This window comes from Kitasatospora sp. NPDC048407 (assembly GCF_043200475.1).
Classification (GTDB): domain Bacteria; phylum Actinomycetota; class Actinomycetes; order Streptomycetales; family Streptomycetaceae; genus Kitasatospora.
On record NZ_JBICXW010000001.1, the window covers coordinates 548,415 to 575,244 of the forward strand.

Below are 26,830 nucleotides of genomic sequence, written 5' to 3' on the forward strand. Positions count from 1 at the left end.
GCCCGTTCACCCCGCCGAGCACCCATCATCCCGGCGGGACGAACGGAAAAGCGATCACGCCAGGCCGAGCTCCTCCCGGGCCCCCGCCACCCACCCCTGCACGCCGAACGCCTCGCTCTTCTCGGCGAGTTCGGCCGCCTCGGCGAGCAGCGCCGCCGCGTCCTCGCGCCGTTCCTGCTGGGAGGCGAGGAAGGCGAGGCCGATCAGGTTGGCGGCGACGCCGGGCAGGAAGCCGAGTTCGCGGCGCAGCCGGGTGGACTCCTCCAAGTGGGCGCGGGCGGAGTCGAGTTGGCCGGTCGTGTGGTCGGCGATGCCGAGGTGCCGCAGTGCGTACGAGAGGGTCAGCCGGTCGCCGGCCCGGGCGGCCAGTTCCCTGGCCCGCCGGAGGGAGGGCAGCGCCGTCTCGTTGTCGTCCCGTACCACCTGGTGGAACGTGCCCACCCAGAACAGTGCTTCGCCCTCGCCGCGTTCGTCGCCGAGCCGGCTGTACAGCTCGGCGGCCCGTTCGAAGAGCCCCAACTCCCGGGGGTCTTCGAGGCGTTCGCCCAGGTAGCGGGCGTGGATGATCTTCCCTCGGGCCAGTGCGAGGTCTGCTTCGACCCCGTCCAGCCCGCGTTCGGCAGGTTCGAGAGCGCTGGTGTCGCCCTTGAACACGGCCCGCTCGTAGCGGAGTTCTGCTTCTTCGATCCGTCCGTCCACAGTCATTCGGCGATCGTAACGGGCGTCAACTCCCGGCTAATCAGAGCGCCTTGAGCATCCGGCGGGCGTCCCGGAAGCCCGCACAGCCGGCCCCAACAGCTACCCCGGCTGCTCCAACCGTTCCAGCAGCACCGACACATGGCTGTGCGACGGCTCCTTGACCGCCGTCAGCAGCACCAGGTCGCCCTTCGCCGCCAGCTCCCGCAGCTCGTCCAACTCGTCCTGTGCCTGCGGCGCGTCGAGCTCGGCCTGGTAGCGGCGGGCGAACTCCTGGTACTCGCCGTCGGGGCCGTGGAACCAGTGGCGCAGTTCGGTCGACGGTGCGACTTCCTTGGCCCAGCGGTCCAGGTGGGCGTCCTCCTTCTTCAGTCCGCGCGGCCACAGCCGGTCCACCAGGACCCGCACCCCGCCGTCCGGCGCCTCGTACACCCGTTCCACTCGCACGCTCATGCACCCACGGTAAGCACCTGGCGAACAGTGGGCGACACGGAGCACGAGGCAGGGCCCGCCCGGAGGGGGCGGGCCCTGCCACGTCAGACGGCGACCGGCTGTTCCGCGGGGGCGGCCGGCGCGTCGCCGTGCTCGATGCGCAGTTGCGGGAGCAGCCGGTCGAGCCAGCGCGGCAGCCACCAGTTGTGGCGGCCGAGCAGGGTCATGGTGGCGGGCACCAGCACCAGCCGGACCACGGTGGCGTCGATCAGGACGGCGACCGCCATGCCGACGCCGATCATCTTGACGGTGATGTCGGGGTCGATCGCGAAGCCGGTGAACACCGCGACCATGATGGCGGCCGCGCTGCTGATCACCCGCCCGGTTGCGGACAGGCCGCGCACCACGCTGCCCTTGGCGTCGCCGGTGGCCAGCCAGTCCTCGCGGACCCGGGAGAGCAGGAAGACCTCGTAGTCCATGGAGAGGCCGAACAGCACGGTGAACATCAGGATCGGCACCCAGCTGGACACCGGCACGGCGTGCGGCAGTCCGAGCAGCTCGGCGGTCGCGTCGTTCTGGAACACCGCCGTCATGACTCCGTACGCGGCGGCCACCGACAGCAGGTTCATCGCGGCCGCCTTCACCGCGATCACCGGCGCCCGGAACAGCGCCGTGAGCAGTACCAGCGACAGCACGACCACGAACGGGACGACCACCCAGAGGCGGGCGGAGAGCCGGTCGGAGATGTCGGAGAAGCTCGCGACGACGCCCGTCACCTCGACGCCGGCGGGCAGTTCGTGGTCGCGCAGCCGCTTCACCAGTTGCGCGGTGGCCTCGTCCTGCGGGCCGGTCTTCGGCTGGACGGTGATCACGGCGGCGTTCCCGGCCCGGTTGAACTGGGCGGGCTGAACCTGCTCCAGCTCCGGCTCCCGCGCCAACTTGGCTTCCAGCGCCGGGAGTTCGCTCTTCGGCAGCCGGTCGAGGTCGACGGCGAGCAGCAGCGGGCCGTTGGCGCCGGGGCCGTACGCGTCGGCGATCAGGTCGTACGCCTTGCGGGTGGTGTTGCCGGCGGCCTGGCTGCCCGCGTCCTGCGGCCAGGTGCGCATGCCGAGCATCGGTGCGGCCAGGCCGAGCAGGACGGCCAGCGAGAGCACGGCGGCGGCGATCGGTCGGCGGCCGATCAGGCGCGCCCAGCGCTCGGTCCGGGTGGGACCGCCGGTCTTCACGGTGGAAGCACCGGCGGCTCGGCGCTCGGCGCGGCGCAGCAGGCGGGGGCCGGCCAGGGTGGCGAGGGCGGGGACCAGGGTGAGCGAGGCGAGCATGACGGCGCCGACGGTGGCGAAGGTCGCGTAGCCGAAGGACGCGTAGATGGACAGGCCGGCGAGCTTCAGGCCGAACAGCGAGACCAGGACGGTGCAGCCGGCCACCACCACGGACGAGCCGGCGGTGGCGTTGGCGGCGGTGGCGGCGGCCCGCGGGTCCAGGCCGTTGCGCAGTCCTTCGACGTGCCGGGAGACCAGTAGCAGGGCGTAGTCGATGCCGACGCCGAGGCCGACCATGGAGGCCACGGTGGGGGCGATGTTGCTGATGTCGGTGACGGCGGCCATCAGGGTGATCAGTCCGGTGCCGGCGGCGAGTCCGGCGAGGGCGACGAGCAGCGGCAGTCCGGCGGAGACCACGGTGCCGAGCGCGATCACCAGGATGATCAGGGCGGCGGTCATGCCGATCGCCTCGGCGGTGCCGTCGGGGGCGGAGAAGTGTTCGGGGACCTGTCCGCCGTACTCGACCTGGTAGCCGGCGTCGGTGGTGGGCCGGGCGGCGTCGTGCAGCGCGTCGAGTCCTTCGGAGCCCTTGAACGCCGTGACCTCGACGTCGTAACTGAGCGTCAGCAGCGCTGTGTCGCCGTTCCGGGAGGGTATCGGCGGGGTGACCGCGATCACGTGCGGTACGGCGGTCAGCCGGGTGCGCAGGGCGGTCAGGGTGTCTTCGGCAAGCGCTTTCCCGTTGCGGTCGTGGACCACCACGCGGGCGCCGGCGCCGGCGGTCTCCGGGAAGCGCTCGTTCAGCAGGTCCAGGCCGGCGGTGGAGCGGGTGCCCGGTACCCGGTAGCTGTCGTGGGGTTCGCCGCCGAACGCCCGGGCCAGGCCGAAGATCGCGGCGATCAGCAGCAGCCAGGCGGCGACGGTGCGCCAGGGCCGGGCGGCAGCTGCCCCGCCGAGGCGGCCGAGGAGTGTGGACATGGTGCGGGTGCCTCCCGTAAGGCGTTCGGGTCAACTGACGGTCAACTGACGAACACCAGTGTGGGAGTGCCGTCTTGGAGTGCACTTGGTAGGGACGTGGAAATCGTCCGGACGATCTTCCATGTGCCCGAAAAGCGTCATCAAGCCAACGCTCTGAGCCCTTCCCGCGCCTGGGCCTCCCAACTCGGGGACTCCCAGCGGCGGGCGACTTCGGCGGCGTGCCGGAAGTGCTCGGCGGCCTCGGCGGTGCGGCCGAGCCTGCGGGCGAGTTCGCCGAGCGAGAGAGCGACCGGGCGGGAGGCGATCGAGGTGGAGCTGGCGCCGGCCACCAGGTCGGCGAACGGCCTCAGCTCGTCGAGGAGTTCGGCCATCTCCCGGTGCTCGTCCAGGGCCATCGCGGCGTCCGCCCGCAGCACCAGGAACAGCGAGCGGAAGTAGTCGGCCTGCACGGTGCGGCGCTCGGCGCGGGCCGCGCGGGCCTCCTCGCGGGGGCGTCCGGCGGCGAGCAGGGCGAGCGCGGCGACGTCGGCGACCAGCGGGCCGTACTCGGCGCGGTGGTGGTCGATCAGCGGGAGCATCTCGGCGAGGCGGCCCTGCCGGTGGGCGATCACGATCCGCACCAGCGCGTCGAGCGCGTCGGCGTGCAGCGAACTGCGGGCCCGCAGGCTCGCCATGGCCCGGTCGTACAGGGCGGTGGCCTCCTCGACCCGGTCGGCGGCGAGTTCCAGCATGCCGCGCTGGCACAGCACCACGTCGGAGAGTTCCACCAGCCGGTAGCGCTGGGCGAGTTCCTCGCCGGCCGTCAGGTGGCGGCGCAGCGCGGGGAGGTCGCCGCGGACGGCGGCGGCGGTGGCGGCGAGGTGTTCGGCGTGCCAGCGGTAGGCGGGCAGGTCGTGTTCGACGGCGAGTGCGGTGATCTCCTCGGCGAGGTGGAGCCGGTCCACGGCGGCGAGTTCGTGGTCGCAGGCGCGGGCCTGGGCGGCGAGTGCGAGGCACAGCAGGCGCGGGTCGTTCTCGGCGCGGGCCAGCGCGACGGCGCGGGTGGCGGCGTCGACGGCCGCGGTCGAGCCGGTGCAGTCGAGTTCGTGGGTGAGCGCGTCGAGCAGCCGGCACTGGGTGGCGGGCGGCAGGTCGGTGCGGCGCAGCAGCCGGCCGAGGGTGTCGATGGCGTCCTGGTCGAGGGTGCCGTAGGGGTGGGTGACCCAGGGGGTGGGTTCGGTCCAGGCGGTCCAGGCGGCGATCAGCAGGTCTTCGCGGCCGGATTCGCGGGCGAGCCGCAGGGCGTGCGCTTTGGTCGCTCCGGCGTCGGTGACCTGTCCGGCCCGGACCTGGGCGCGCAGCAGTGCGCCGAGCAGGTCGATGCGGCGGGCGGCCCGGTCCTCGCCGGGCTGTTCGGCGGCGCGCTCCAGGTTGTCGACGGCCTGCCGGAGCAGGGTGACGGCGCTGCGGTGGGCGTAGCGGCGTTCGGCGGCCTCGGCGGCGCGGACGCAGTGTTCGACGGCGAGTTCGGCGGTGGCGGTGGTCGCGGCCTGGGTGAAGTGGTGGGCGAGGGCGGCGAGTTCGCCGGGGCGCAGCTCGCGCAGGGCGTGTCCGATCCGGCCGTGCAGGCGGGCCCGGCGCAGGCCGCCGAGGTCCGCGTACAGCGTGTCGCGGACCAGCAGGTGGGCGAACCGGACGGTACCGGGCCGGGGTTCGAGCAGCAGTCCGCCCGCGACGGCCGCTTCGACGGCCTCGGTGGCGGTGTCCTCGTCCTGTTCGCCGGCCCGGACCAGCAGGTCGACGTCGCTCTCCCGTCCGGCGACGGCGGCCAGCCGCAGCAGGTCGACGGCGGGTGCGGGCAGCCGCTCGAAGCGTCGCCGCAGGACGTCCCGGACGCCCTGTGGCACCTGCTTCAGTGCGGTCGATTCGTCCTCGAGGGCGAGCAGTTGGGCGCTCTCGGTGAGGTAGAACGGGTTGCCGCCGGTGCGTTCGGCCAGCGCGTGGACGGTTTCGGGGCGGACGGGGGCGGCGCAGACCGCTTCGATCAGCCGTCCGGCGTCGACCTCGGCGAGGCCGCCGAGTGGCACCCGGGTGGGTGAGCGCCGGGCCAACCGGGCGAGTACGTCGGCGAGTTCGCCCTCGCCGGGGCGCAGCGCGGCGACCACCAGCAGGCCGCCGTCGGGGGCGCCGGGTGCGTGGTGAGCGGCGAGTTCGCCGAGCAGTTCGCGGGTTTCGGGGTCGGCGGCGTGCAGGTCGTCGAGCAGGACGGCGAGGGGGGTGCTGCGGGCGGCGGCGTGCAGGCGGGCGACGACGGCGCGGTGCAGGCGGAACCGGCCGGACAGCGCGTCCTGACGGGCGGTGGGTTCCGGATCGGCGAGCAGCGGGGCGAGTTCGGGGTCGGCGGCTGGGTCCGGTTCCTGTGCGGTGAGTTCGCGCAGTACTTCGGTCCAGGCCCAGGCGGCCGGGGCGCCGGCGCTCTCCGGGCAGCGGCCGGTGACCACCCGCCAGCCGTGGCCGGTGAGTTCCTCCGTCAGCCGGCCCAGCAGGGTGGACTTTCCGGCTCCGGCCTCGCCGCTGACCAGCGCGAAGCCGGCCCCGCCGCGCGCGGCCTCGGCGGCCCGCCGGAGCGCGGCCAGCTCCTCCAGGCGTCCGACGAACACCCCGCCGGGGCGACTCGCGGCAGTGCGCTCCGGCGCGGCGGGCAGCGCGCTCTCGGCCGGGCCGGCGGGCAGCGCGAGGTGGTCCAACTGCTGGCGCAGGATGGCGGTTTCGAGCTCGGTGAGGGCCGGGCCGGGGTCGAGTCCGAGTTCGGTGGCGAGGTGGGTACGGGCGCGGCGGACGGCGGTGAGGGCCTCGGCCTGGCGGCCGGCGTGCCAGAGGGCGAGGGCGAGCAGGCGCCAGCCCTCCTCGCGCAGCGGGTGCTCCTCGACCAGTGCGGTGGCGTCCTGCACGGCCAGCGCGAGGCGGCCCTCGCCCAGTGCCCGTGCGGTCGCGGACTCCCGGGCGCCGGTGCGGAGTTCTTCCAGCCGGGCGGTCTCGGTGGCGGCCCACGGCCGGTCCGCGAACTCCCCGTACGCGGTGCCCTGCCACAGTTCCAGTGCCCGCCGCGGCTCTCCGGCCGCGACCAGCGTCTCGAACTCGGCGGCGTCGGTGTGCACTTCGCGCACCGCGTAGCCGCGTTCCGCACTGACCAGCAGCCGCGGCTCCTGTCGGGGGCCGCGCGCGGGTTCCAGCAGGCGGCGCAGGTTGGAGACGTAGGTCTGGAGCGAGACGGCGGCCTTGGCGGGCGGGGCACCGTCCCACAGGTCGTCGATCAGCCGGCCGGCGGAGACGGGCGCGCCGCGGGCGGCCAGCAGGCGGGCGAGCACGGCGCGCTGGCGCGGGCCGCCCAACCGGATTGCGTCCCCCGCCACTTGCGCCGTGAGTGCCCCGAGCACAGTGATCCGCACCATCGTGCGCCGAGCCTATGCGATGCCTGTCCGGAACCGTCCACCACCTGCGCTCCAAGCGCGGCCGCCCGCGGTCTCCAAGTCGGCTCCAAGCCCTGGCGGCGCCCGCAACACCCCATCCCACCAGCGGATTTACCCCTGCCGCCAGCGGCCGGGCTGTGCCGCGGGGAGGGGGGAGGTGTGGACGACTTGTGCCACTGCATGATCCGTCCACCCTCAAGCCCTTCCCTGCGTCCCCGGCGGGGGGCCAAAGTAGTGCTCGTCGGCAGGGGAGCAGGAAAGACCAGACCCGGATCCGACGCAGCGAATTCCCCGCACAATTCACCGGGGAATTCACTCACCACACACTGCACTTCGCACAGAGAAGAGATTTCCGTGAACGCCACCCGTGTCGCTCGTACCGCTTTCGTCGGCCTGCTTTCCGCCGGTATCGCCGTGCTGATCGGAATCTCTTCCGCGCCGTCCTCGCACGCTGCCCCGGCCACCCTCGCCACCGGCGCCTCGGTCTCCACGCCGAACGAGAACCACGGCGGCCCGGACTGGGACGTGACCTGGGGCCAGAAGTAATCGGGTCAGGAGTAATCGGGTCAGCGGAGACCGGGTCGGAGCTCATCGACCAGCGGCGACCTGCTCACCGGAGGCACACCACACCTCCCCGGCAGCCGGTCGCCCACACCACGAAAGTCGCTCACACCCCGGAGGCGAGGCGGACGGCGGACAGCGGAACGAAGCCGCCGCTGCCGCCTCCGGTGTCGCCCTCGCCGAGGCGGCGGAGCATCGCGACGGCGATCCGCTGGGCCTGGGCCTTGGCGCGTTCCGTGACGGGGCCGGCGTGGCGGCCGTCCAGGGTGGCGCGCCAGAGCTGGACCCACCGGCCGAAATGTTCGGCATTGAGCGGACTTGTCGCGTGCAGCGCGGCATGCGGCGCGAGCGCATTGCCCCGGTAGGAGGCGGTGCGCAGCAGTGCGCTCTCCCAGAAATCGGTGATCCTCGGCAAATGCGTTTCGAGGTCCAGGCGGGCGATCTCGGTGAATATCGGGCCGAGCAGCGGGTCGGCGAACGCGGCACCGTAGAAGCGGCGCAGGGCGGACTCCAGGTCGGCCCGGGTGGCGATGTCCGGCAGCGTCACGGCTTCCTCCTCATGCTGATCGCGTTCCTCCTGATGCTGGTCAGGCCCGCTCAGGGTACGTCGGGGCCGGTCCCGACGGGAGGGCCGTTGGTCCCCATCACCGCGCTCACCTGGCAGGATGCCGGTATGACCTATCTCGCCGCGGACGACCGCTACGCCTCGATGACTTTCCGCCGCGCCGGGCGCAGCGGCGTGCAGCTGCCCGCCGTCTCGCTCGGTCTGTGGCACAACTTCGGTGACTCCCAGCCCCTGGAGGTGCAGCGCGCGGTGCTGCGCCGGGCGTTCGACCGGGGCGTGACGCACTTCGACCTGGCGAACAACTACGGCCCGCCGTACGGCAGTGCGGAGCGCAATTTCGGTTACCTGTTCGCGCAGGACTTCCGCCCGTACCGGGACGAGATGTTCATCGCGTCGAAGGCGGGCTGGGACATGTGGCCGGGCCCGTACGGCGACGGCGGCTCGCGCAAGTACCTGCTGGCGAGCCTGGACCAGTCGCTGGAGCGGATGGGTCTGGACTACGTCGACGTCTTCTACTCGCACCGCTGGGACCCGACGACTCCGCTGGAGGAGACGATGGGGGCGCTGGACACGGCGGTCCGCTCGGGCCGGGCGCTGTACGCGGCGATCTCCAACTACCCGGCGGAGCAGCACCGCGAGGCGGTGGCGATCCTGCGCGAGCTGGGTACGCCGTGCCTGCTGAACCAGGCCAGCTACTCGATGCTGAACCGCGAGCCGGAGCAGGGGCTGCTGGACGCGGTCGGTGAGACGCAGACGGCGCTGATCGCGTACTCGCCGCTGGCGCAGGGTCTGCTGACGGACCGCTACCTGAGCGGCGAGGTGCCGGCGGGTTCGCGGATGTCGGTGGGGCACTTCCTGAAGCACGAGGCGCTGACGGAGGGGAAGTTGGCGCAGCTGCGGGCGCTGGCGAAGGTCGCGGAGGGCCGCGGTCAGAGCCTGGCGCAGCTAGCGCTGTCCTGGGTGCTGCGGGACGAGCGGGTGGTGTCGGTGATCGTCGGCGCGTCGAGTGTGCGGCAGCTGGACCAGAACCTGGACGCGCTGGCGGCCGGCCCGCTGACCGCCGGGGAGCTGGCGGAGATCGACCGGCTGATCGGCTGAGGCCTGACGGTGGGCGGCCGGGGAGAGTCGGCCGCCCACCCGTGCAGTGTCAGTGCGGCTGCGGCAGCACGGTCTCGGCGACCCGGTAGGCCTCCTCCAGCAGCGGGTTGCCGGACAGGATGAACGTGTCGACGCCCAACTCCTGGTATTCCCGGAGCCGTTCGACGACCTGCTCGGTGGAGCCGACCACGGCGGTGCCGGGCCCCGGCCGGAACAGGCTCATCCCGGGCCACAGGTTGGGATGGGCCTCCAGTTCGCGGGCGCGGGCGGGCACCCGGCCGCCGTGCTGGCGGAACTGCCGCTGCCAGCCGACGCCGTCCTCGCCCTGCGTGCCGCCGAGTTGGCGGGCGTAGGTGGCCTGGCTGGTGACGTCGAGCAGGCGGTCGGCGGCGGCCCAGGCCTGTTCCTCGGTGTCGCGGAGGATCAGGTGCAGCCGCAGGCCGAGCCGCAGGGTGCGGCCGTGCGCGGCGGCGCGTTCGCGGACCAGGTCGAGCTTCTCCCTGAGCAGGTGCGGCGGTTCGCCCCAGGTGAGGTACACGTCGACGTGTTCGGCGGCGACCTCGATGCCGGCCGGGGATGATCCGCCGAACCAGAGCGGTATGTGGCCCTCGCGCAGCGGCGGCAGGTCGCGCAGCGACGCACCGGCGTTCTTCAGCTGGTAGAACTCGCCTTCGTGGTCGAAGACTTCGCCGCTGGTGAGGCGCTTGACCAGGCTCCAGTACTCGGCGGACAGCCGGTAGCGGTCGTCGTGCTCGACGTGCAGCCCGTACTCGCGCAGCTGGTTGGTGGAGCCGTTGACCACGTTGAAGCGCAGTCGGCCGGCGCCGTGCAGGTGCTCGAAGGACAGCGCCATCTTGGCGAGCAGGGTGGGCGAGATCAGCCCGGGGTGAACAGCAAGTAGGGGCTGGAAGCCGGGGCCGGTGGCGGCGGCGAGCGCGGAGCCGAGCGCCCACACGTCGTACTGGTCGGTGGCGAGCAACGCGCCGGTGTAGCCGAGTCGTTCGACGGTGGCGGCGAGGTGCTGGAGGTAGCCGAGGTCGACCGGCCGGCGGCCCTCGGGCTCCCACGGGTAGTGGCCCTCGCGGGGGATCAGGTACCACAGGACTTCGGTGGCCATGGCGGTCAGTTCCCCTTCGTGGCGCGGGAGTTCGCGGCGCGGGAGTTCGCGGCGCGGGAGTTCGCGGCGCGGGAGTTCGCGGCGCGGGCGATGGCGTCGGCGACCGGCTGCTCCAGAGCGGGCAGGTGAATGTCGGCGACGGTGACGGGCCGGTCGATGAAGCCGACCCGGTGGAAGATGTCGGCGGCTTCCTGCTGCTCGGCAACGAACTCGGCGGTGGCGGGCCCCAGTTGCCAGGGCAGTGCGCTCAGCGCGGCGCGCCAGTCGACCGCCTCTCCGCCCTGGTCGGCGGCGGCGATCGCGGCCGCCTCCTCGGGGTGGGCGGCGGCCCAGTGGTCGGCGCGCTGAAGGGCGGTGACGATCGCGGCGACCACTTCGGGCCGCTGGACGGCGAGTTCACGGCGGGCGAAGAACACCGAGCGGTCGGTGATCACGTCCGTGGTGCGGATCAGTTCGCGGAACCCGCCGGTGCGGCGGGCGGCGGCGAGTTCCGCGCCCTGCGCGATCCAGCCGGCGATGGCGCCGCTGCGCAGCCGCTCGGCCTCGTCGCCCGCGGGGCGTTCGGCGGTGAGGTCGTCGCGGTACGAAAGCCCGTGCTGGTGCAGGGCCTTGGCGAGCAGGTGGGTCTGCCAGGAGCCGACGGCGAGCACCACGGTGGTGCCCTTCAGGTCGGCGACCGAGGCGATCGGGCCGTCGGCGGCGACCAGCAGCGCCCCGTGGTCGGGCCGGGGCGCGGACACCGCCGTGTACACGATGTCGTGCCCGGCGGCCTGCGCGGTGATCGGCGGGGTGGATCCCGTCCCGCCGAAGTCGATGGTGCCGTCCGCCAGGTAGCCGCCGGTCTTCGTGCCGTCGGCGTAGTGGTGGAACTCGGCGGTCTCGCCGAGCGGCGCCAACTCCTGCTGGAGGTAGTCGAGTCGGGCCAGGTGGTAGAGGGACGGGTTGGAGCGGTGCACACCGACGGTGACGGTCATGGATGAGAGCTCTTTCTCTGTGGCTGACGAGGCGTCAGTCGGACTTGTGGGCTTCTGCCTTGGCTTCCTGGTGCACGCCGAGGTCGGCGAGCAGGTCGCGGCGCAGCGTCGCGAAGGCGGGGTCGGCGGGGTCGCGGGGGCGTTCGACGGCGACCGTCTCGTCCCGCACGAGTGCGCCGTCGCGCAGCACGGCCACCCGGTCGGCGAGGCGGATCGCCTCGTCCACGTCGTGGGTGACCAGCAGCACGGCGGGGCGGTGTCGGCGGCACAGGTCGCCGACCAGGTCCTGCATGCGCAGCCGGGTGAGTGCGTCCAGGGCGGCGAACGGCTCGTCCAGCAGCAGCAGTCGGGGTTCGCGCACGAGGGCCCGGGCGAGCGCGGCGCGCTGCGCCTCGCCGCCGGACAGGGTGCTGGGCCAGGCGTCGGCGTGGCCGGCGAGGCCGACTTCGGCGAGTGCCCGCCGCCCAGTCTCCCGGGTGTCGGTGCCGCGCGGCAGGCCGATGGTGACGTTGCCGAGGACGCGCTTGGAAGGAATCAGCCGCGGTTCCTGGAAGACCACCGTCCGCGCGGGCGGCACCAGGACGGTGCCCTCGTCGGCCCGGTCGAGTGCGCCGAGGATCCGCAGCAGCGTGGTCTTTCCGGTGCCGGACGCGCCGAGCAGGGCGAGGAATTCGCCGCGGGCGATGTCCAGGTCGATGCCGTCCAGGACGGCCCGGGTGCCGAACACCCGTCGCAGGCCCCGGACGTGAACAGCAGGAGTGGTCATCGCCCGGCACCCGCCCGCCCGTTGACCGGACGCCACGGCATCAGCACCCGCTCGAGGACGCGCACGGCGCCGTCGGCGGCCAGGCCCAGCAGGCCGTAGATCAGGATGCACACGGCGAGCACGTCGGTGCGCGAGAAGTTCTGCGCCTGCGCCATCAAGTAGCCGATTCCCTCAGTGGAGTTGATCTCCTCGGCGGCGATCAGCGCGATCACGCTGAGCGTCATCGACAGCCGCAGTCCGGACAGCAGCGCGGGCAGCGCACCGGGCAGAACGACCTCGCGGACAATCGCCCAGCGCGACAGTCCGAAGCTGCGCATCGCCTCGACGAGTTTGCGGTCGGTGTTGCGCACGCCGCCGGAGGTGGAGACGTACATCGGGAAGGACGTGGCGACGCCGATCAGCGCGACCTTCGCGGTCTCGGTGATGCCGAACCACACCATGAACAGCGGCACCAGCGCCAGGAACGGGACGGTGCGCAGCACTTGGACGGCGGAGTCGAGCAACTCCTCGCCGAGCCGGAAGAATCCGGTGACCACGCCGAGCACCAGCCCGGTGCCCGCCCCGAACAGCAGGCCGAGCGCGGCCCTGGTCAGCGAGGTGGACAGCGCGGCGGTCAGCTGCCCGTTGCCCCACAACTCGCCCACCGCCTGGACGACTTGGCCGGGCGAGGCGAGCACGTCGGGGGTGAGCACGCCGGTCGCGGAGGAGACCTGCCAGGCGCCCAGCAGGGCGAGCGGGCCGAGGGTGCGCAGGGCGAGCGAGACGCCGCGCGGGCGGTCGGCGGTGGTCCGGGCGCGCGGGGCTTCCAGCCCGGCGGCCCGCGCCTGCTCGGCGGTGACGGGGGCGGCGGTCACTTCGCCGCTCCGGAAGCTTCTCCGGAAGCCACGCCGGAAGCCGCGCCGGAAGCCGCTCCGCCAAAGGAGTTGATGTCGATCAGGTAGGGCTTGACGTCCACCTTCGACTTGGTGACGCCCTGCTCGGCGTAGAACGCGGCGACCACACCGAACCGGGCGATGTCCGCCTCGGTGATCGGCGAGTCCACGGCGCGCTGCTTGCCGAACTCGACGGCGACCTGCTGCTCGGCCGGACTGACGGCGGTCGGGCCCGCGTCGGTGAACACGTTCAGGTAGGCGGCGGGGTCGGCCTTCTCCTTCGCGCCGTTCTCGTGCAGGTAGCCGTAGAACGCCTTCAGCACCTCGGGGTGCTGCTCGGCGAAGCCCGAACGGGCCGCCCACACCGCATAGTTGTCACTGCCGACGGCCTTGCCGTCCACCAGGAAGTGCGCACCCGTGTTGGCGATCGCCGGGATGGAGAACGTCCCCCAGGTCGCCCAGGCGTCCACCTGGCCGGAGTTGAAGACGCCGGAGGTCTGGTCGGCGCGCAGGTAGACCCGCTGCACCTGGTCGGCCGGGATGTTGTTCTTCTCCAACGCCTTCAGCAGCAGGTACTCGGAGGTGCCGCCCTGGGAGACCGCGACCTTCTTGCCGATCAAGTCCTTGACCTCCTTGATCGGCGAGCCGTTCTTCACCAGGATGCCTTCGCCGGCCTGGTCGGGCTCGAGCTGCGCGAACAGCTTGAAGCCGGGCTTCTGGGCGAGCGCGGTGATCGCGGAGGTGATCGAGCCCTGCGCGACGTCCAGTTGGTCCGCGTTCAGCGCCTGCGCGGCCGGCGCGAACGGCCCGGCGCTGCCCGTCCACACCACCCTGGCGTGCACGGCCTCCAGCGCCCGGTCCAGCGACCCGTCCTTCTTCCCCTTCGCCAGGAACCCGGAGTTCCCGGGGTCGGGCACCCGGAGCACCACCTCGCCGCCCTTGCCGCCGGCGCTCCTGCCCGCCTCCGACCCGGACGAGCCGCAGGCGGTCAGGGCGAGGGCGCCAGCTGCGGTGACGGCGACGGCGACAGGGGTGCGCGAAATGGTGCTGCGCATGGGTCTCTCCTCTTGGATCACAGGTGAGTCGGGGAAGGTCGGACTTCGGCGAACGAGGGCTTCAGGAACGGGCTTCGGGCTTCGGGCTTCAGGAGCGGGCGTCTGTGGCGAGCAGGGCGCGGGCGGCGGCCAGCGGGGCGGGGTCGGCCCAGGCGTGGACGTCCACCCGGTCGGCGAGGAAGCCGTGGGCGTGCAGGAACCGCTCCTGCTGGGCGAGCAGGTCGAGGCGCTCGGCGGACAGGTCCAGGCGCAGGGTGCGGTGTCCGCCCCCGGCGTAAGCCCCGGCGACGCCCTCCGGGCCGGCGCCGGTCTCCGCCCCGAGGATGCGCGCTACCTCGTCCGGCTGCCCGGCCGCCCAGTCGGCGGCGCGCAGCAGCACGGCGACGAACCGGGCCACCAACTCGGGGTGCTTGTCCAGGAGTTGCTGGTGCACGGTGATCGGCCGCGGGGTGCCATTGTTGACCCGGTGGCGGCGGTCGGCGAAGGCGTCCAGCTCCACGGCGGGCACCGCGCCGTACCGGCGGGCGGCTTCCACGGCGAGCGCGCCCTTTACGTACACCGCGTCCACCCGGCCGTCCCGCAGCGCCGCCAGCTCGGCCGCCCACTGCTCACCCCCGGGCTCCGCCGCCACCTCCGTCAACTCGACGTCTTCTGAGCCGAGTTGCGCGGACGTCAGGGCGCCGTGGTGGCCGGCCAGGGCCATCGCCCGCCAGAAGTCGATGCCGATCGAGTGCCGGGGCACCGCGAGCCGGGCGCCCCGCAGCTGCTCGGCCGAGCGAATCCCATCGCTCTCCCGAACCAGAATCGCCTGACGCTCCTCGATCCAGGTGAGGCCGATCAGCCGGGTCCGCTCACCACGCGAACGGGCCCACAGCGCAGGAACGTTGCCACCCTCGCGGAACAACGCGGTCAGCGCGTGCGTGTAGTGGTGGTCGGCGGCGACCTCGGGCGGCGCGTCCTGCAGGGAACGCACCTCGATGCCGTCGGCCGCGAACTCCTCGGCCAGCCAGCCGCGGTCGGCGGCGATGCCGGTGGCGGTGGGCACCGGGCAGCGGGTGAACCACAGGGTGTCGGGGTACGGGGGCGTGCCGGAAACGGCGGGTACGGGGCTCATGGCGGGGCTCCGGAAATCTAAGAGAACGCACAGGCATCCCACGCAGTGGGAACAGCGCGACGGGAAAAGGGAGTTGAGGAGGGTGCTCAGCGACAACAGCGGGAGCGCAGCCGGTCTGTACCCACGGTGCGCTCCCTCCTGTCGGACCGGCCCACCGGGCCGGTGGCTGCCGATGTTCACCGATGCGTCGAGCGTTCCACGGGGTCAGGTCCCGGATCAAGCCTTGCCAAATGATGGGATCATCCGTTCACGCGAGGGTGCGCTGCCGCAACACCGCCGACATGCTCTGTTCGCGATCACACCCATATCCTGGAAATCCCACCGCAGTTGACCCCATATGAGCCACTCCCGAAGAGGTGCGCGATGCCCGCCAGCCCCGGAACCCTCCAGTCACCACCGGCCGGCGCCCAGGCAGTGCACCGAGCACTCGGGCTGCTGCACTGCTTCCACGACAACGGCCCCGACCTCAGCGCCTCCGAACTCGCCCGCCGGATGGGCCTGTCCGTCTCCACCGCGCACCGCCTGGCCCGCACCCTGGTCGTCACCGGCTTCCTCGACCAGGACGAGCGCACCGCCCGCTACCGGCTCGGCCCGGCCGTCGCCGAACTCGGTCAACTCACCTTCCACCAGCGCGGCTTGCACCTGGCCGGCCCCGAACTCGACCAGCTGGCCCGCCGCACCGGCGCCACCGCCGACCTCGCCATCCGCTCCGGCCCGCACGCCGTCATCCTGGTCGGCGGCTCCGTCCTGCCCTCCACCGGCCTCGGCCTGCGCCGCCCGCTGCACTCCACCGCCCTCGGCAAGGTGCTGCTCGCCTGGCCCTCCCCCACCGAGAGCCCGCTGCCCGGACCGCTCCCCGCCTACACCGACCGCACCCTCACCGACCCCGCCGCCCTCGACGCCGAACTCGCCCTCACCCGCGATCGCGGCTACGCCCTCAACGACGGCGAATCCGCCCCCGGCGTCCGCACCCTCGCCGTCCCCGTCCTCGACGCCACCGCCACGGCCCGCTTCGCGCTCGCCCTCCGCTCCACCCCCGCCCACCTCACCCTCGACACCCTCCCCCACACCCTCGCCCAGGCCCACACCTGTGCCCGGGCCCTCGCCGTCCTCCTCCTCCCCCCGGACGAACGCTGACGGCCGCGGGCCTCACTGCTGACCGGGCGCCGGAATCTCGACCGTCCCGAGGCCTTCACGGCGCACCCGCTCCGTCCCCCACGCGCCGAGCGGCCCGAGCGCGCGGTTGAGGGTGCGTCCGTCCTCGGTCAGCGAGTACTCCACCCGGGGCGGCACCTGGGCGTACACCTCGCGGTGGACCAGCCCGTCCTCCTCCAGTTCGCGCAGGTGCTGCGTCAGCATCTTCTCGCTCACCCCCGGTAGCGCGCGCCGGAGTTCGGCGAAGCGGCGCACTCCGTGGGTGTCCAGCTCCCAGAGGATGAGGCCCTTCCACTTGCCGCTCACCACGTCGAGCGCGGCGTCGATGCCACAGATGTACGGGCCCCGTCGTGGCGCCTTGGCCATCGCCAACTCCCCTTACTAAAAGGTAAGTACCGCAGAAAATAGTGGGTACTTCCGAGAGTAGCGGCGCTCGCCGAGCATGGAGGGGTGAACGAACACCAGAAGCTCAGCGCAGTCACCGTGATCGGACTCGGCCCGATGGGCCAGGCCATGACCCGCACCCTCCTCGCCGCCGGCCACCCCGTCACGGTCTGGAACCGCACCCCCGCCCGCGCCGCCGACCTGATCGCCGCCGGGGCCACTCTCGCCGCGACGCCCGCCGAAGCGGTGCAGGCGAGCGGCCTCACCGTCCTCAGCCTCACCGATTACCGGGCGATGCACGACATCCTCGACGACGCCACCCCCGCGCTCGCCGGCCGCACCCTGGTCAACCTCAGCTCCGACACCCCCGACCGCTCCCGCGAGGCGGCCACCTGGGCGGCCGAGCACGGCGCGAACTTCCTCACCGGCGGCGTGATGGTCCCCGCGCCGATGGTCGGCACACCGGCGGCCCACGTCTACTACAGCGGCGACCCGCAGCTCATGGAACGCCACACGGCCGTGCTGGAACTGCTCGGAACACCCAGGTACCTCGGCACCGACCCGGGCCTCGCCCAGATGATGTACCAGGCCCAACTCGCCGTGTTCCTCGGCACCTTGTCCGCCCTGATGCACGCCACCGCGATGCTCGGCACGGCCGGCATGAAGGCCGCCGAGGCACTGCCCGAACTGCTCGCCTCCGCCGACCAGACCGGCGCCATCCTGCGGGCCGTCGAAGCGACCCCCGGCACGGCCCTCGACGCGGGCGAACACCCCGGCCACCTCAGCACCGTCACCATGATGGGCGCCACCGCCGACCACATCGTCGAGACCAGCACCTCCCTCGGCCTCGACCTCGCCCTCCCGCTGGCCGTCCAGGCCCACTACCGGCACGCGATCGACAACGGCCACGGCAGCGACAACTGGACCCGCATCATCGACGCCATCCGCGCACCGCACTGACAACTCCCCCTGGCCGGGCGCGAATTCGCGCCCGGCCAGGACCGGCTCCGCGATGAGTACCCGTACTCATGACGCGCGGCGTGGGCCCCACCAGCATGGCCGCATGGTGCACTGGGTCCTGGCAGGCCTGCGGGAACTGCCCCCGCCCGCCGACCTGGCCGACCTAACCGACCTAACCGACCTGGCCGACCTGGCCGGCCGCCGCAGAGTCCTCAGCCCTCGACCGGACGACGCCCCCAGGCCGAGATCAACGGCGCGAGCGTCAGGTCGAGTTCGCCCGCATCGATGGATGCCAGGTGTGCGTCGATCTCGGCCTCGTCCGCCAGGCGGGCCGCGAGCAGCTCGCCGCGCACGTGCCGAATGGTCGCCGCCTCCAGCCGGTTGCAGGCCGGCCCGCCGACCGGGAACGTGCCCGCAGCAGCCACGTCCACCAACCCGGCCTCACGCAGTATCCGCGGCAGCGTCCGCCCGAAGCTCAGGTCCGCACCGCGACCCGACAGCAACTCCCGGACCCCGCCGCGCAGCCGGTTGGCCCGCCGCTGCGCAGGACCGCTGTCGTCCAGGCACGCCAGCGGCTGAAGGGCCGTGTCGGCGTCCTCGATCAGCAGCCAGCCGCCGGGCCGCAATGCCGCCACCATCGTGGCCAACGCCCGGGCCCGGTCCGGCAGATGGACCAGCACGAGCCGGGCGTGCACCAGGTCGAACGTCCCCGGCTCCGGCGCCGGATCGGCGACGACGTCATGCCGACGCACCTCGTACCCCTCGCCGTCCTTCAGCCACGACGGGTCGATGTCCGTGGCCAGCACGTACCCGGTCGGCCCGACAGCCGCCGCAAGCGCCTCCGGAATACCCGGGCCACCCGCCCCCACCTCCCAGCAACGCGACCCGGCCCCGATCCCCAGCCGCCCGAAGTGCCCACGCGTCACACCGTCGAACAGCTCGGCCAGCCACACGAATCGCTCACCCGCCTCCGCCCGCGCGTTGTCCAGCAGGTACCCACGGGCCGGAGCGCCGTCGGTCGGATCCGGTCGGTCACCGTCATGCGAAGAGGTCATGCCTCCATGGTCAACCTTCCCGGGCCACCGGCGCCACGACGACAGGAGAGGGATGCCTCACACTCCGAACACGCTCACCTGACAGACCGTCACGAACCGGACGCCATCCCGAACGGCTGCCCGCCTCGCCCGGGACGGTCCCCGGCCTCACCTATCCCGGCTCCGCCGCGATCAACTCCAGCTCCGGCCCCTCGAGTTCCACCTGGCCCGCCCCCGCCCTTCCGCTGCCGTACGGATCCGAACACAGCGCCCGACCGCCCAACAGCCCGTCGAAGTGCCCGGCCTTGGCCGCGTCGCACAGGTCCGCCCACTCGTCCGGCGGCAGGACGAAAATCTTCCGCGGGTCCGTCGCGAGCGCCAGGGCCACCCCGTCCCCGGTCTCGGCAACCAACAACCCGTCCGGATCCTCGCCGACCGCCTGCCACGCCAACCCCGGATGCCCGTGCGGGTAATACTCGACCGGTTCCATGCGCGCGTTCCACCCTTCCCACGAAGCCTCGTCGACCTCGACCCAAACCCTCTCCCACCGCCCGGAGTTGGCGTGCCCGAACCGGTCTCCCAGGTCGAGCACCCGGCGAATGGCGGGCGTCACCTCCTCCGCGACACGTAACGTCACCCTGACCCCGCCACTCAGCGACTCCGTGGCGACGGCCGGACGCCCGCCCAACTCGCTCAGCGCGTCCGCGATCCAACGAGCCCGCCGGCGGCCCGCGTCCACCCCATCACCCATGGCCATCCGCCGATTCTCCTTCGGGCCTGCCACTACACCGACGCCCGACCGGCGCCGCCGATACGCGAGTTGCGATTCCGCAGCCGGACACGCTCCGCCAGATCGAGCGCGACGTCCTCGGCCTTCGCGCCCCATTCCAGCCCGCCACCGACCGGCCTGATCCGGATCTCGCCCCGGAACACCCCCACGAACGTCCCACGCCGGACATCCGTACAGCCGTCCAGCATCACGGTCTCCACCACCGGAGTGCCGAATCGCAGAACTCTCAGCAACTCCAGGGCAAAAGATTTGACTGTCCGTCATATTTCTTGCTCCGTGCCCTCGTTGTGCCCAGCCGTCAACTACTCTCTGTGCGTCAAGGATCGACAGGACGGCGTAGGATCTCCAGACCTTGACCGTTGACGGTTCCGGTGCGTCAAAAGGGGGACAGCCATGGAGATGGAACAGGAAGTCGACGCCGTCACCTCCCCGGCCCTGCGGTTCGGCCGGGAACTCAGCAGGTCACGCGAGGCTCACGGCTGGTCGCAGGTGAACTTGGCGCGGCGCATGGGGTATTCGAACGGCCTGATCTCGTACATCGAACGAGGGAAGAAGGCCATCACCTTTAACTTCGCGGTAAAAGCCGACGAAGTGTTCGAGTCCGGCGCCAGGTTCCAACAGCTGTGGCGGCAGTACAGCAACGCCAGCCTGCTGGAGGGCTTCACGGAGTTCACCGAGGAGGAGGCCCGGTGCCGCATGCTGCGGACCTTCCAACTGTTCGTCGTACCCGGTCAAATCCAAACTCTCGCCTACGCTGCTGCGCTGGCCACCGCGGCGGTGCGACGCGGAGAGATCTCCCAGGATCGGGCTGACGCGCAAGTGTCGTTCCTGGCGTCCCGGCAGCGCCTGCTGCACGAGCGGCCCAACCCACCGCTCATCCATGCTGTGATGGACGAGGGCTGCCTCCGCCGGCCGGTGGGCGGACGGGAGGTGATGGCCGCTCAACTGGCGCACCTGGAGGAGCTGGCGGAGCGACCCAACGTCGTCCTGCAGATCGCCCCGTTCGACCTCGCCGAAGCCGTACCGTTCCTGAGGCCAGTGGTCCTGCTCACGCTCCCGGACCGCTCAGTGATCGGGTACGCAGAGTCCCAGGCCCGAGGACACGTCGAGCGCAATCGGGACATCGTGGCGGCTTGGTCCAGAAGGTACGATCTGCTCCAGGTGGAGTGCCTGTCCTCGGTTGCTTCACTCGCCATGATCCGTGCAGCTCGAGAGGGACTCGCATGACCAGCAACCAGCAGGACCAGGCGCGTTGGGTGAAGAGCACGTACAGCGGCGATGGCGGGGATTGCGTCGAGCTGGACATGGCCCACTTCGGGCTGGTCCGCGACAGCAAGGACCCCCACGGCCCCCGCCTCCGCTTCACCCCTGAGGCCCTCACCGCCTTCCTCACCGCCACCGCCTCCGGCGCATTCCACTCGAAGGACCTGGCGTGACCAACACCCAGCAGGACCAGGCGCGTTGGGTGAAGAGCACCTACAGCAGCGACGGCGGGGAATGCGTCGAGCTGGACATGGCCCACTACGGCCTGGTCCGCGACAGCAAGGACCCCCACGGCCCCCGCCTCCACTTCACCCCCGAGGCCCTCACCGCCTTCCTCACCGCCACCGCCAACGGCGCGTTCGGCCGTATCTGACTGAGCGTCATCACCAAGGCCCGCCCCGGACATTCGTCGTCCGGTGCGGGCCGTCGGGTTTCCGGGATGGCGGCCTCACCTACTGCGGCGAGGGCCGGCGGCGGCTACTCGCTGAGGGCCTCCAGGCGGAACTTCTGGTTGTCGCCGCCCTTCCAGTCCCACTGGAGCGCGCCCGCGCCGTTGTCCATGCTCGGGCCCCCGATGTCCAGCACCTTGCCGCTGTACTTCGACACCAGCCGGTAGTAGCCGTCACCGACCGACTCGATCCGCCACTTCTGGTTGTCGCCGCCCTTCCAGTCCCACTGGAGGACGCCCGCGCCGTTGTCCATGCTCGGGCCGCCGACGTCCAGCACCTTGCCGCTGTACTTCGACACCAGCCGGGCGAGGGCGGGGATTCCGGAGTTCGGCGTCGGCACCGGCTCGCTGGAGGGGTACTGCGCGTGGTGGAACGCGTCGCCCTCGAACTTGAGTTGGGAGCCCACCACGGTGCCGTCCGCCCGCAGGGTCCGCAGGCCGTAGGAGGCGACCCAGAGGGCTCCGGCGGTGTTCTTGGGGGTGACCAGCCGGCGGGTGACGGTCCGTGAGCGGAACTCGGAGACCGAGGTGGAGGACTCGTAGCCCAGTTCGGCGCTCACGCTCGCGCTGACGGTCGCGCCCGTCCCGAAGATCTTGACGCCGACCTCCGCGCTCACCGAGACGCCGGTGTTCCGGCTGAAGGTCTCGCTGCTGGTCTTCTCCACGCCGACCGTCACCGCGTCCTCGACGGTCTGGTCGGTGTCGGTGCGGTTGTCGTTGAACAGCAGCAGCGACCACCACACCCGCCGCTCGATCGTATAGTACGGCGAGTTCTCGATCCGCCAGGCCAGCGACTTCGCGTCGTCGCGCACCGCGGTCAGCGGCACCCGCACGCTGTGGTCGGTCACGGCAGGTGTGGACTGCGCGGGCCGGATGCGCCCGGTCAGCGCCGGGGTCGCTACGGACAGTTCGGTCCGGTCGCTGGGCAGGGGCAGGCACAGCGCGTACAACTCCGGGGCGGAGGAAGGCTTGTTGTACCCGGCGAGCGCGACGAACGACTCAGGGGTGATCACCGCCTTCGTGGCGCCCGGCGTCTCGTCGACGAACTGGTCTGGGGCGCTGATCTTCCAGGCGCTGAAGTCGTACTTGCCGCCGCCGCCCGAGTCACTCCAGATCAGGTCGCCCGCAGGCGCGGGCACCACCAGATCCTCCCTGACGCACATCACCAGGTCCGGCGACGGCTCGTCATGGCCGTAGACGAAGACGTTTCCCAACGGCCGGTAGCCGGGCGGCGGAACCGGCCGCCAGCAGGAGCCGTCCGCACCCCCGGTGCCGGTGTCGTTCCAGACCCACTGGTAGCCCTTCGGGCGGGCCAGCGCACCGCCGACCGTTCCGGCCGCCTCGCGCACGCAGAGCGCCGCGACATTCCCGTTGGGGTCGAACCGGCTTCGCGAAAGATCCCGCGCACCCATCGCCGACCCCGCCCCGCGATGACGCGCCCTCGCCGCCTACCTCTTCCTGCCGTTCCGCGCCAGCACCCTCGCCATGGTCGTCGGACTCGGCCCGGTCACCCTTCTGCGCCCACTCGCCATCGCCGCCACCTGCCTCGGCGCACTCCTCAACGGCGGCGGCTGGGCCTCCCTCCTGGTCGGCGCAGTGGCGGGCGCAGCAATGCTGTCCGTCGAACCCCTCGTCCACCACCGCTGGTACCGCCCTGCCGCCCACACCGCACCCGGCAACACCGCACCTGGCAACACCGTCGCCGGGCGCTGACGGCACTGCTCGCCAGGATCGCCGCCCTGGACTGAGCCACCGCGTCAACGGGCGGACGCGAGCCGCACCTTCACACCCGAGGCGCACCCGGCGCACCCGGCCGAGGGGCTGCCCACTCCCCGGACGTATCGGCCAACTCGCCTGAACCCGCTACGAGTTCACCAACCGACGGAGTCGTAGAAGTACTCGATCCCGTGCTCCTCGCCCTGGCCGAACAGCGGATCGATCTTCGCCAGCCCGAAGTACCGCCGGACGGTCGGGTCCCAGTCGTGCTCGTGGAGCCGCTCGACCATGGCGCGATAGCGCGCGGACGTGATCGGCGGCCCGGTCTGCACCGCGATGCGCTCATCGCCCCTGAGGAACATCAGGGCCTCGTGCTCCAGGACGGTGATCAGGACGAACGCCGCCGCACGCACGATCGCGTCGGGTGACTTCACCTGCGCGTAGTACGTCGGCAGTCCCGCCCGAACGGCCGCGGTGGTGCGGGACGCGAAATCCTCGCTGCCCGGGCAGCTCTCCGCCCCCGACCACCCGCCACCGCCGAGGTCCACCAGGAACCCCAGAGCCATCGCCCGCACCACGGCCGGCCCGGAGGAGCCGAGCCGGATCAGGTGCGGCACCACGGCCTCGGCCGGCAGCAAGTAACCGCCGGAATGCGAGTGGTAGACCAGGTCGTACAGGCGGTCGGCCCATCTGCGGGCCTGCGCGAGGTCCGTCGCGGCCGCCAGCCCGCGCAACACCTCGGGGATGTCCACCCCACCGCCCGGGTAGTGGTCGGGACCGCTGCAGAGGTGCGCCCAGCTGGCAGCGGCGAGATCGAGCTGTTCCGGCTCGATGGCGACGAGCTCGACCTCGAACCCGTCGGCATTCTCCAGATAGGCGGCGTAGGATTGTTCGCCACCGGCGTGCGGGTGGCGGTCGGGGAACATCAGGGTCCAGCCGTGCTGCGCGGCCTCGGCGACCAACGCGTCCACCGCACCCCGGCCCTGGACGTGGAACGCCAGGTGGTTCAGCCCGGGCCGGCACCGGTCGTGCTGGTCGGCGGTGGGCGCCCGGGACCGCTCGAAGACCAGGTACGTCGTCCCGAGCCGCCAACTGCGGCCGTCGCCCCAACTCTGGAACGGCGTCCAGCCCAAGGCGTCCAGCAGCCAGCCGAAGCAATCGACGGCACGGTCGAGGTCGGGCACCCAGATCTCGACGTGGTGCAGCATTCCGGTGGTCGGGCGGGTCATGCGGCCCCTCATCATCGGTGATCTCGACGGCCCCGGGCCGCACGCGCGCGGACCTCGGCATTCTAGGCCGCCGGACCAACCCCGCGTCAGCACCACCAGCCCCCGCGCACACGCGAACTGGCCTCCGACTGCTGCCGAAAGGCCAGTTCAACGTAAGGACGTCGCCGCCCCGGCTCAGCCGAGGATGTCCAGCATCGCCGCCTCGACCAGGTCGGCGACGTTGCGGTGGCCGCGCGCATTGGGGTGCACGAAGGACAGCTGGTCGGGCGGCGTGATGAACCCCTCCACCCACTTACTCGCGTCGCAGACACTGTGCTCCGCCGAGGACTCGTACACGTCGACGAAGTCGGCGGCCTCCTGGGTGCCCGTCGACTTCTCGATGATCCGGTTGAGCGGTTCCAGGACGTCCTGCCGCAGCCAGTCCAGGTCGCCCTGGGTGATGGTGCCGAACTGCGTCAGGTCGCCGTAGCGGCACTTGGCGGTGTCCTTGGGGAAGATGGTGGGGAAGCCGACGGCCAGGATCTTCGCGCGCGGGGCGCGCTCGTGGAGCACGGCGAGCATCCGGTCGTACTCCCTGCTCACCCTGTTCAGCCGGTCCGGGACGCTGGCTGCGAACTCGTCCTTGCAGGGGGTGCCGGCGCCACCGGTCCCCTGGCCCAACTCCGGGCACTTGACCAGGAAATCGGCGAATCCGAGGGTGTTGCCGCCCACGCCGACGGTGATCACGTCGGTGTCCGGTCCCACCGCCGCGGACTGGGGCGGCACGGCGGGGAACGGGTAGTCCGGGTCCTCGGAGAACGGCGGGAAGTGACGGCCGATCGGCTCCTGTGCCTCGTCGGTGACGTTCTCGATGGTCGCGGCGGTGCAGCTGACGTTGGTCAGGTCGAAGAGCGAACCGAAGTCGCGGTCGATGAGCTGAGGATAGGACTGGTCGGTGCGCTCGCAGCCGTCGCGCGGGATCTCGAAGACCTCACCGGCGGCCCGGATGAACCCGGCGGTGTACGAGTCACCCAGCGCCACCCACTGCCGGTCCGCCGCGGCAGCGGACTGCGCCCCGACGAACTGCGCGGGGACGACAGCGCCGGCAGCGAGCGCCGCGGCCGAGCCGAGCAGGGCCAGACGATTGCGGAAGCCTGCCACGAATCCTCCAGAGATACCGCGTTGATGACGCTTTGACCAGCCAAAACGTCACTATACGCACACACTCCGACCCCAACGGTGACATTCATCCGCCCCGGAGCCGCGCGCCCGCGCGCCGGCGCGCCCGACCGTCCGCACCCGCACCCGCACCCGCACCCGCCTCAGCGCCCGGTCAGCCCCTTGACGAGCTCGTCGATCCGCGCGGCCTGCGCATCGCGCTCCGCCTTGAGCTTGCCGAACGCCTGCGGCTGCTGGGCGATCGCGCCCTTCTGGTAGTCGGCCTCGACGGCGAACCAGATCCCGACCAGGTTGGTGCGCGCCTTGCAGTCCACATCGGCCTGCGCCATCCGAATCTCGTCGGCGTCCGGCCTGAGCTCCTTCATGGACGGCAGGTTCTCCGCGGCCTCCACCGGGCTCTTCGCATCGAACCCGCCGCCGCGCAGGCACTCCGACCACTTCCCGAAGGCCTCCTGCACGCGCGGGTCGGCCATCGAGTGCGCGAAGCTGTCTCCCTTGGTCTGCCCGACGAGTTGGGCCCCGGCGCCGTTCGAACCCCGCCCGGCCGACTGGAGCTCACTCAGCTCGGCATTGGCCTTGCCCTGGCAACCTCCATCCGGCACCGCCTGCCCGTTCGAGCTGGTCACCGGTTTGCCTGCGGCGTCCCGACCGAGCAGCACGGCGTTCTCCGCCGAGGAGAGCGCGGCTTGCAGGGCCTTACCCTCGCGCCTGGGCAGGTGGTACCCCCAGGTGCTGACGCTCGCCGGGTCGGTCACGCCGTAGCGACGGAACATGATCGAATCGGAGGCCGAGACCACCGGGGTCCGTGCCACGGGCACGTCGAAGCCGTACTGCTGCATGCACACGGCGACCTTCTTCGCGTTCAACCACTTCAGCGCGGCCTCCTGCTGAGCGGTCAACATGTATTCCGTGATCGGCAGTTGGAGCGTGTCGACGTCCGCCGGTGACGCCGTGGGCGTCGGCCCCGCGGTGGCGGGCAGCACCGGGACGGGCGGCGGCGCGGCCCGCCCGGCGGAGCACCCGGCTGCCACCAGGGCGGACAGCGCGAACAGCACCGTCACCGGAAGTCGCCCCCGGCCGACCCTCGTTGCGGCAGTCACGGTTGTTCTCCTCCGGGGTCTCGGGGCGCGGGACACGGCCTGCCCGCCGGCGTCGACCGGCGGGCAGGCATCGGGCACGGGACGCGGGCGGTCAGACGGTGGGGCAGTAGGAGCGCGAGGCGTCGTCCATGGCGATCGAGGCCTCGTTGTTCTTCAGCCAGGAGTTGAGGTTGCCGCCCTTGTTGGGGCTCAACCAGTTCTCGTCCCCCATGTAATAGGAGTTGACCCAGATGCCCACGTTGCAGGCGCTCGCGTTCTCGGCGGACGCGGCGTTGTTCCACACGTCGTTGCCGTCGCTGAACTTCTCGCCCGCCAGCTTGGGAACTCCGGGGTTGGCGCTGCTGCCCCAAATGCCGCCGGCGGCGTTGGAGTTGTAGAAGAGGCAGTAGTAGTAGGACCCACGAGCCTGGGCGCAGGTGAACGTGTTCCAGTTGTCGATGTTGGCGTAGCTGGCGTTGGCCTGCCCGGCCAGGCCGCCGAGCGCGAGCATGGCGGACACGCCGACCAGGGCAAGGCGTGACGCGGTCTTCTTCACTGACATTCCGGTTCTCCTCCACGTGGCGGATCGGTGGTGCGGCGTCGGACTCCTGAACTCGATGGGGGCAAGCGGAAGCGGCCCCTCGGCGGGAACAGTAGATCTTGGATCGAACCGGC

At 71.8% G+C, this 26,830-nt stretch carries 27 protein-coding genes and 1 pseudogene; 8 read left to right on the top strand and 20 right to left on the bottom strand.

Annotated features, from left to right (window positions below; genetic code table 11):
• Positions 1-54: 54 nt before the first annotated feature.
• The 4 genes from ACGFWJ_RS02625 to ACGFWJ_RS02640 all read right to left on the bottom strand — a co-directional run bounded on the left by ACGFWJ_RS02625 (position 55) and on the right by ACGFWJ_RS02640 (position 6,799).
• Positions 55-705 (bottom strand): tetratricopeptide repeat protein, encoded by a 651-nt coding sequence (locus ACGFWJ_RS02625; protein ID WP_392944466.1) that lies wholly within the window; start codon positions 703-705, stop codon positions 55-57.
• Positions 706-798: 93 nt separating this feature from the next.
• A complete protein-coding gene (locus ACGFWJ_RS02630; protein ID WP_392944468.1) occupies positions 799-1,149 on the bottom strand; it encodes a DUF488 domain-containing protein in 351 nt (116 codons plus the stop codon).
• 83 nt (positions 1,150-1,232) lie between these two features.
• On the bottom strand, positions 1,233-3,368 hold the full coding sequence (locus ACGFWJ_RS02635) for an MMPL family transporter (RefSeq protein WP_392944470.1): 2,136 nt from the start codon (positions 3,366-3,368) through the stop codon (positions 1,233-1,235).
• Positions 3,369-3,508: 140 nt separating this feature from the next.
• Positions 3,509-6,799 (bottom strand): BTAD domain-containing putative transcriptional regulator, encoded by a 3,291-nt coding sequence (locus ACGFWJ_RS02640; RefSeq protein ID WP_392944472.1) that lies wholly within the window; start codon positions 6,797-6,799, stop codon positions 3,509-3,511.
• Positions 6,800-7,171: 372 nt separating this feature from the next.
• On the opposite strand from ACGFWJ_RS02640, the gene ACGFWJ_RS02645 reads away from it, so the two are divergent.
• Positions 7,172-7,363: a hypothetical protein gene (locus ACGFWJ_RS02645; RefSeq protein ID WP_387859649.1), complete on the top strand. Its 192-nt coding sequence runs from the start codon at positions 7,172-7,174 to the stop codon at positions 7,361-7,363.
• A gap of 121 nt (positions 7,364-7,484) precedes the next feature.
• On the opposite strand, the gene ACGFWJ_RS02650 is transcribed toward ACGFWJ_RS02645, so the two are convergent.
• Entirely contained in the window at positions 7,485-7,925 is a 441-nt protein-coding gene (locus ACGFWJ_RS02650; RefSeq protein ID WP_392944474.1) for a group III truncated hemoglobin, read from the bottom strand.
• 126 nt (positions 7,926-8,051) lie between these two features.
• Between ACGFWJ_RS02650 and ACGFWJ_RS02655 the strand changes: the two genes are divergently transcribed.
• Entirely contained in the window at positions 8,052-9,041 is a 990-nt protein-coding gene (locus tag ACGFWJ_RS02655; RefSeq protein ID WP_392944476.1) for an aldo/keto reductase, read from the top strand.
• Between the two features lie 49 nt (positions 9,042-9,090).
• Here ACGFWJ_RS02655 and ACGFWJ_RS02660 read toward each other — a convergent pair whose 3' ends face one another.
• From ACGFWJ_RS02660 to ACGFWJ_RS02685, 6 genes are all read right to left on the bottom strand, one after another.
• Entirely contained in the window at positions 9,091-10,158 is a 1,068-nt protein-coding gene (locus tag ACGFWJ_RS02660) for an LLM class flavin-dependent oxidoreductase (protein ID WP_392944478.1), read from the bottom strand.
• A 5-nt stretch (positions 10,159-10,163) separates the two neighbouring features.
• A complete protein-coding gene (locus ACGFWJ_RS02665; protein WP_392944480.1) occupies positions 10,164-11,132 on the bottom strand; it encodes an ABC transporter substrate-binding protein in 969 nt (322 codons plus the stop codon).
• Between the two features lie 34 nt (positions 11,133-11,166).
• Positions 11,167-11,898, bottom strand: a complete 732-nt coding sequence (locus ACGFWJ_RS02670; protein WP_392944481.1) for an ABC transporter ATP-binding protein — start codon at positions 11,896-11,898, stop codon at positions 11,167-11,169.
• On the bottom strand, positions 11,895-12,752 hold the full coding sequence (locus ACGFWJ_RS02675; RefSeq protein WP_392944483.1) for an ABC transporter permease: 858 nt from the start codon (positions 12,750-12,752) through the stop codon (positions 11,895-11,897). The genes ACGFWJ_RS02670 and ACGFWJ_RS02675 overlap by 4 nt, the downstream gene beginning before the upstream one ends.
• Positions 12,749-13,825 carry an ABC transporter substrate-binding protein gene (locus tag ACGFWJ_RS02680; protein ID WP_392944485.1) on the bottom strand — a complete coding sequence of 359 codons (1,077 nt, stop codon included), beginning with the start codon at positions 13,823-13,825 and terminating at the stop codon, positions 12,749-12,751. The genes ACGFWJ_RS02675 and ACGFWJ_RS02680 overlap by 4 nt, the downstream gene beginning before the upstream one ends.
• An 88-nt stretch (positions 13,826-13,913) precedes the next feature.
• The gene (locus tag ACGFWJ_RS02685) at positions 13,914-14,939 is read right to left on the bottom strand and encodes an ABC transporter substrate-binding protein (RefSeq protein WP_392944487.1); all 1,026 of its coding nucleotides are present in this window, start codon (positions 14,937-14,939) and stop codon (positions 13,914-13,916) included.
• Positions 14,940-15,302: 363 nt separating this feature from the next.
• On the opposite strand from ACGFWJ_RS02685, the gene ACGFWJ_RS02690 reads away from it, so the two are divergent.
• Positions 15,303-16,076, top strand: coding sequence for an IclR family transcriptional regulator (locus ACGFWJ_RS02690; protein WP_392944489.1), 774 nt, complete (start codon positions 15,303-15,305; stop codon positions 16,074-16,076).
• Between the two features lie 12 nt (positions 16,077-16,088).
• On the opposite strand, the gene ACGFWJ_RS02695 is transcribed toward ACGFWJ_RS02690, so the two are convergent.
• Positions 16,089-16,460 carry a winged helix-turn-helix transcriptional regulator gene (locus ACGFWJ_RS02695; protein WP_392944491.1) on the bottom strand — a complete coding sequence of 124 codons (372 nt, stop codon included), beginning with the start codon at positions 16,458-16,460 and terminating at the stop codon, positions 16,089-16,091.
• Between the two features lie 84 nt (positions 16,461-16,544).
• Here ACGFWJ_RS02695 and ACGFWJ_RS02700 point away from each other — a divergent pair, with 84 nt between their 5' ends.
• Complete coding sequence (locus ACGFWJ_RS02700; protein ID WP_392944493.1) at positions 16,545-17,438, top strand: NAD(P)-dependent oxidoreductase; 894 nt, start codon at positions 16,545-16,547, stop codon at positions 17,436-17,438.
• Positions 17,439-17,650: 212 nt separating this feature from the next.
• Here ACGFWJ_RS02700 and ACGFWJ_RS02705 read toward each other — a convergent pair whose 3' ends face one another.
• The 3 genes from ACGFWJ_RS02705 to ACGFWJ_RS02715 all read right to left on the bottom strand — a co-directional run bounded on the left by ACGFWJ_RS02705 (position 17,651) and on the right by ACGFWJ_RS02715 (position 19,465).
• A complete protein-coding gene (locus ACGFWJ_RS02705) occupies positions 17,651-18,493 on the bottom strand; it encodes a methyltransferase domain-containing protein (RefSeq protein ID WP_392944495.1) in 843 nt (280 codons plus the stop codon).
• A 151-nt stretch (positions 18,494-18,644) separates the two neighbouring features.
• On the bottom strand, positions 18,645-19,223 hold the full coding sequence (locus ACGFWJ_RS02710) for a hypothetical protein (protein WP_392944497.1): 579 nt from the start codon (positions 19,221-19,223) through the stop codon (positions 18,645-18,647).
• 32 nt (positions 19,224-19,255) lie between these two features.
• Complete coding sequence (locus ACGFWJ_RS02715; protein WP_392944499.1) at positions 19,256-19,465, bottom strand: hypothetical protein; 210 nt, start codon at positions 19,463-19,465, stop codon at positions 19,256-19,258.
• Between the two features lie 190 nt (positions 19,466-19,655).
• On the opposite strand from ACGFWJ_RS02715, the gene ACGFWJ_RS02720 reads away from it, so the two are divergent.
• From ACGFWJ_RS02720 to ACGFWJ_RS02730, 3 genes are read left to right on the top strand one after another with little or no spacing between them, the layout of a single operon-like run.
• Positions 19,656-20,489 (top strand): helix-turn-helix domain-containing protein, encoded by an 834-nt coding sequence (locus tag ACGFWJ_RS02720; protein ID WP_392944501.1) that lies wholly within the window; start codon positions 19,656-19,658, stop codon positions 20,487-20,489.
• Positions 20,486-20,698, top strand: coding sequence for a DUF397 domain-containing protein (locus tag ACGFWJ_RS02725; protein WP_392944503.1), 213 nt, complete (start codon positions 20,486-20,488; stop codon positions 20,696-20,698). Before ACGFWJ_RS02720 ends, ACGFWJ_RS02725 begins: the two co-directional genes overlap by 4 nt.
• Positions 20,695-20,898 (top strand): DUF397 domain-containing protein, encoded by a 204-nt coding sequence (locus ACGFWJ_RS02730; RefSeq protein WP_392944505.1) that lies wholly within the window; start codon positions 20,695-20,697, stop codon positions 20,896-20,898. Before ACGFWJ_RS02725 ends, ACGFWJ_RS02730 begins: the two co-directional genes overlap by 4 nt.
• A 104-nt stretch (positions 20,899-21,002) precedes the next feature.
• Here the strand turns inward: ACGFWJ_RS02730 and ACGFWJ_RS02735 are convergent, their stop codons facing one another.
• Positions 21,003-22,322: an RICIN domain-containing protein gene (locus ACGFWJ_RS02735; protein ID WP_392944507.1), complete on the bottom strand. Its 1,320-nt coding sequence runs from the start codon at positions 22,320-22,322 to the stop codon at positions 21,003-21,005.
• 136 nt (positions 22,323-22,458) lie between these two features.
• Between ACGFWJ_RS02735 and ACGFWJ_RS02740 the strand changes: the two genes are divergently transcribed.
• Entirely contained in the window at positions 22,459-22,686 is a 228-nt protein-coding gene (locus ACGFWJ_RS02740) for a hypothetical protein (RefSeq protein ID WP_392944509.1), read from the top strand.
• Between the two features lie 830 nt (positions 22,687-23,516).
• Here ACGFWJ_RS02740 and ACGFWJ_RS02745 read toward each other — a convergent pair.
• From ACGFWJ_RS02745 to ACGFWJ_RS02760, 4 genes and pseudogenes are all read right to left on the bottom strand, one after another.
• Positions 23,517-23,897: pseudogene (locus ACGFWJ_RS02745) on the bottom strand (VOC family protein); the annotation flags it as partial.
• 195 nt (positions 23,898-24,092) lie between these two features.
• Positions 24,093-25,058 (bottom strand): SGNH/GDSL hydrolase family protein, encoded by a 966-nt coding sequence (locus ACGFWJ_RS02750; protein WP_392944511.1) that lies wholly within the window; start codon positions 25,056-25,058, stop codon positions 24,093-24,095.
• Positions 25,059-25,219: 161 nt separating this feature from the next.
• The gene (locus ACGFWJ_RS02755; protein WP_392944513.1) at positions 25,220-26,137 is read right to left on the bottom strand and encodes a hypothetical protein; all 918 of its coding nucleotides are present in this window, start codon (positions 26,135-26,137) and stop codon (positions 25,220-25,222) included.
• A gap of 130 nt (positions 26,138-26,267) precedes the next feature.
• Positions 26,268-26,717 carry a hypothetical protein gene (locus ACGFWJ_RS02760; RefSeq protein ID WP_387634760.1) on the bottom strand — a complete coding sequence of 150 codons (450 nt, stop codon included), beginning with the start codon at positions 26,715-26,717 and terminating at the stop codon, positions 26,268-26,270.
• Positions 26,718-26,830 lie beyond the last annotated feature (113 nt).

Bases quoted from the DNA above. Each gene is read 5' to 3' on its own strand.
- ACGFWJ_RS02625 (WP_392944466.1), bottom strand. From the start codon at position 705: ATGACTGTGGACGGACGGATCGAAGAAGCAGAACTCCGCTACGAGCGG.
- ACGFWJ_RS02630 (WP_392944468.1), bottom strand. From the start codon at position 1,149: ATGAGCGTGCGAGTGGAACGGGTGTACGAGGCGCCGGACGGCGGGGTG.
- ACGFWJ_RS02635 (WP_392944470.1), bottom strand. From the start codon at position 3,368: ATGTCCACACTCCTCGGCCGCCTCGGCGGGGCAGCTGCCGCCCGGCCC.
- ACGFWJ_RS02640 (WP_392944472.1), bottom strand. From the start codon at position 6,799: ATGGTGCGGATCACTGTGCTCGGGGCACTCACGGCGCAAGTGGCGGGG.
- ACGFWJ_RS02655 (WP_392944476.1), top strand. From the start codon at position 8,052: ATGACCTATCTCGCCGCGGACGACCGCTACGCCTCGATGACTTTCCGC.
- ACGFWJ_RS02660 (WP_392944478.1), bottom strand. From the start codon at position 10,158: ATGGCCACCGAAGTCCTGTGGTACCTGATCCCCCGCGAGGGCCACTAC.
- ACGFWJ_RS02665 (WP_392944480.1), bottom strand. From the start codon at position 11,132: ATGACCGTCACCGTCGGTGTGCACCGCTCCAACCCGTCCCTCTACCAC.
- ACGFWJ_RS02670 (WP_392944481.1), bottom strand. From the start codon at position 11,898: ATGACCACTCCTGCTGTTCACGTCCGGGGCCTGCGACGGGTGTTCGGC.
- ACGFWJ_RS02680 (WP_392944485.1), bottom strand. From the start codon at position 13,825: ATGCGCAGCACCATTTCGCGCACCCCTGTCGCCGTCGCCGTCACCGCA.
- ACGFWJ_RS02685 (WP_392944487.1), bottom strand. From the start codon at position 14,939: ATGAGCCCCGTACCCGCCGTTTCCGGCACGCCCCCGTACCCCGACACC.
- ACGFWJ_RS02690 (WP_392944489.1), top strand. From the start codon at position 15,303: ATGCCCGCCAGCCCCGGAACCCTCCAGTCACCACCGGCCGGCGCCCAG.
- ACGFWJ_RS02695 (WP_392944491.1), bottom strand. From the start codon at position 16,460: ATGGCCAAGGCGCCACGACGGGGCCCGTACATCTGTGGCATCGACGCC.
- ACGFWJ_RS02705 (WP_392944495.1), bottom strand. From the start codon at position 18,493: ATGACCTCTTCGCATGACGGTGACCGACCGGATCCGACCGACGGCGCT.
- ACGFWJ_RS02710 (WP_392944497.1), bottom strand. From the start codon at position 19,223: ATGGGTGATGGGGTGGACGCGGGCCGCCGGCGGGCTCGTTGGATCGCG.
- ACGFWJ_RS02720 (WP_392944501.1), top strand. From the start codon at position 19,656: ATGGAGATGGAACAGGAAGTCGACGCCGTCACCTCCCCGGCCCTGCGG.
- ACGFWJ_RS02725 (WP_392944503.1), top strand. From the start codon at position 20,486: ATGACCAGCAACCAGCAGGACCAGGCGCGTTGGGTGAAGAGCACGTAC.
- ACGFWJ_RS02740 (WP_392944509.1), top strand. From the start codon at position 22,459: ATGGTCGTCGGACTCGGCCCGGTCACCCTTCTGCGCCCACTCGCCATC.
- ACGFWJ_RS02760 (WP_387634760.1), bottom strand. From the start codon at position 26,717: ATGTCAGTGAAGAAGACCGCGTCACGCCTTGCCCTGGTCGGCGTGTCC.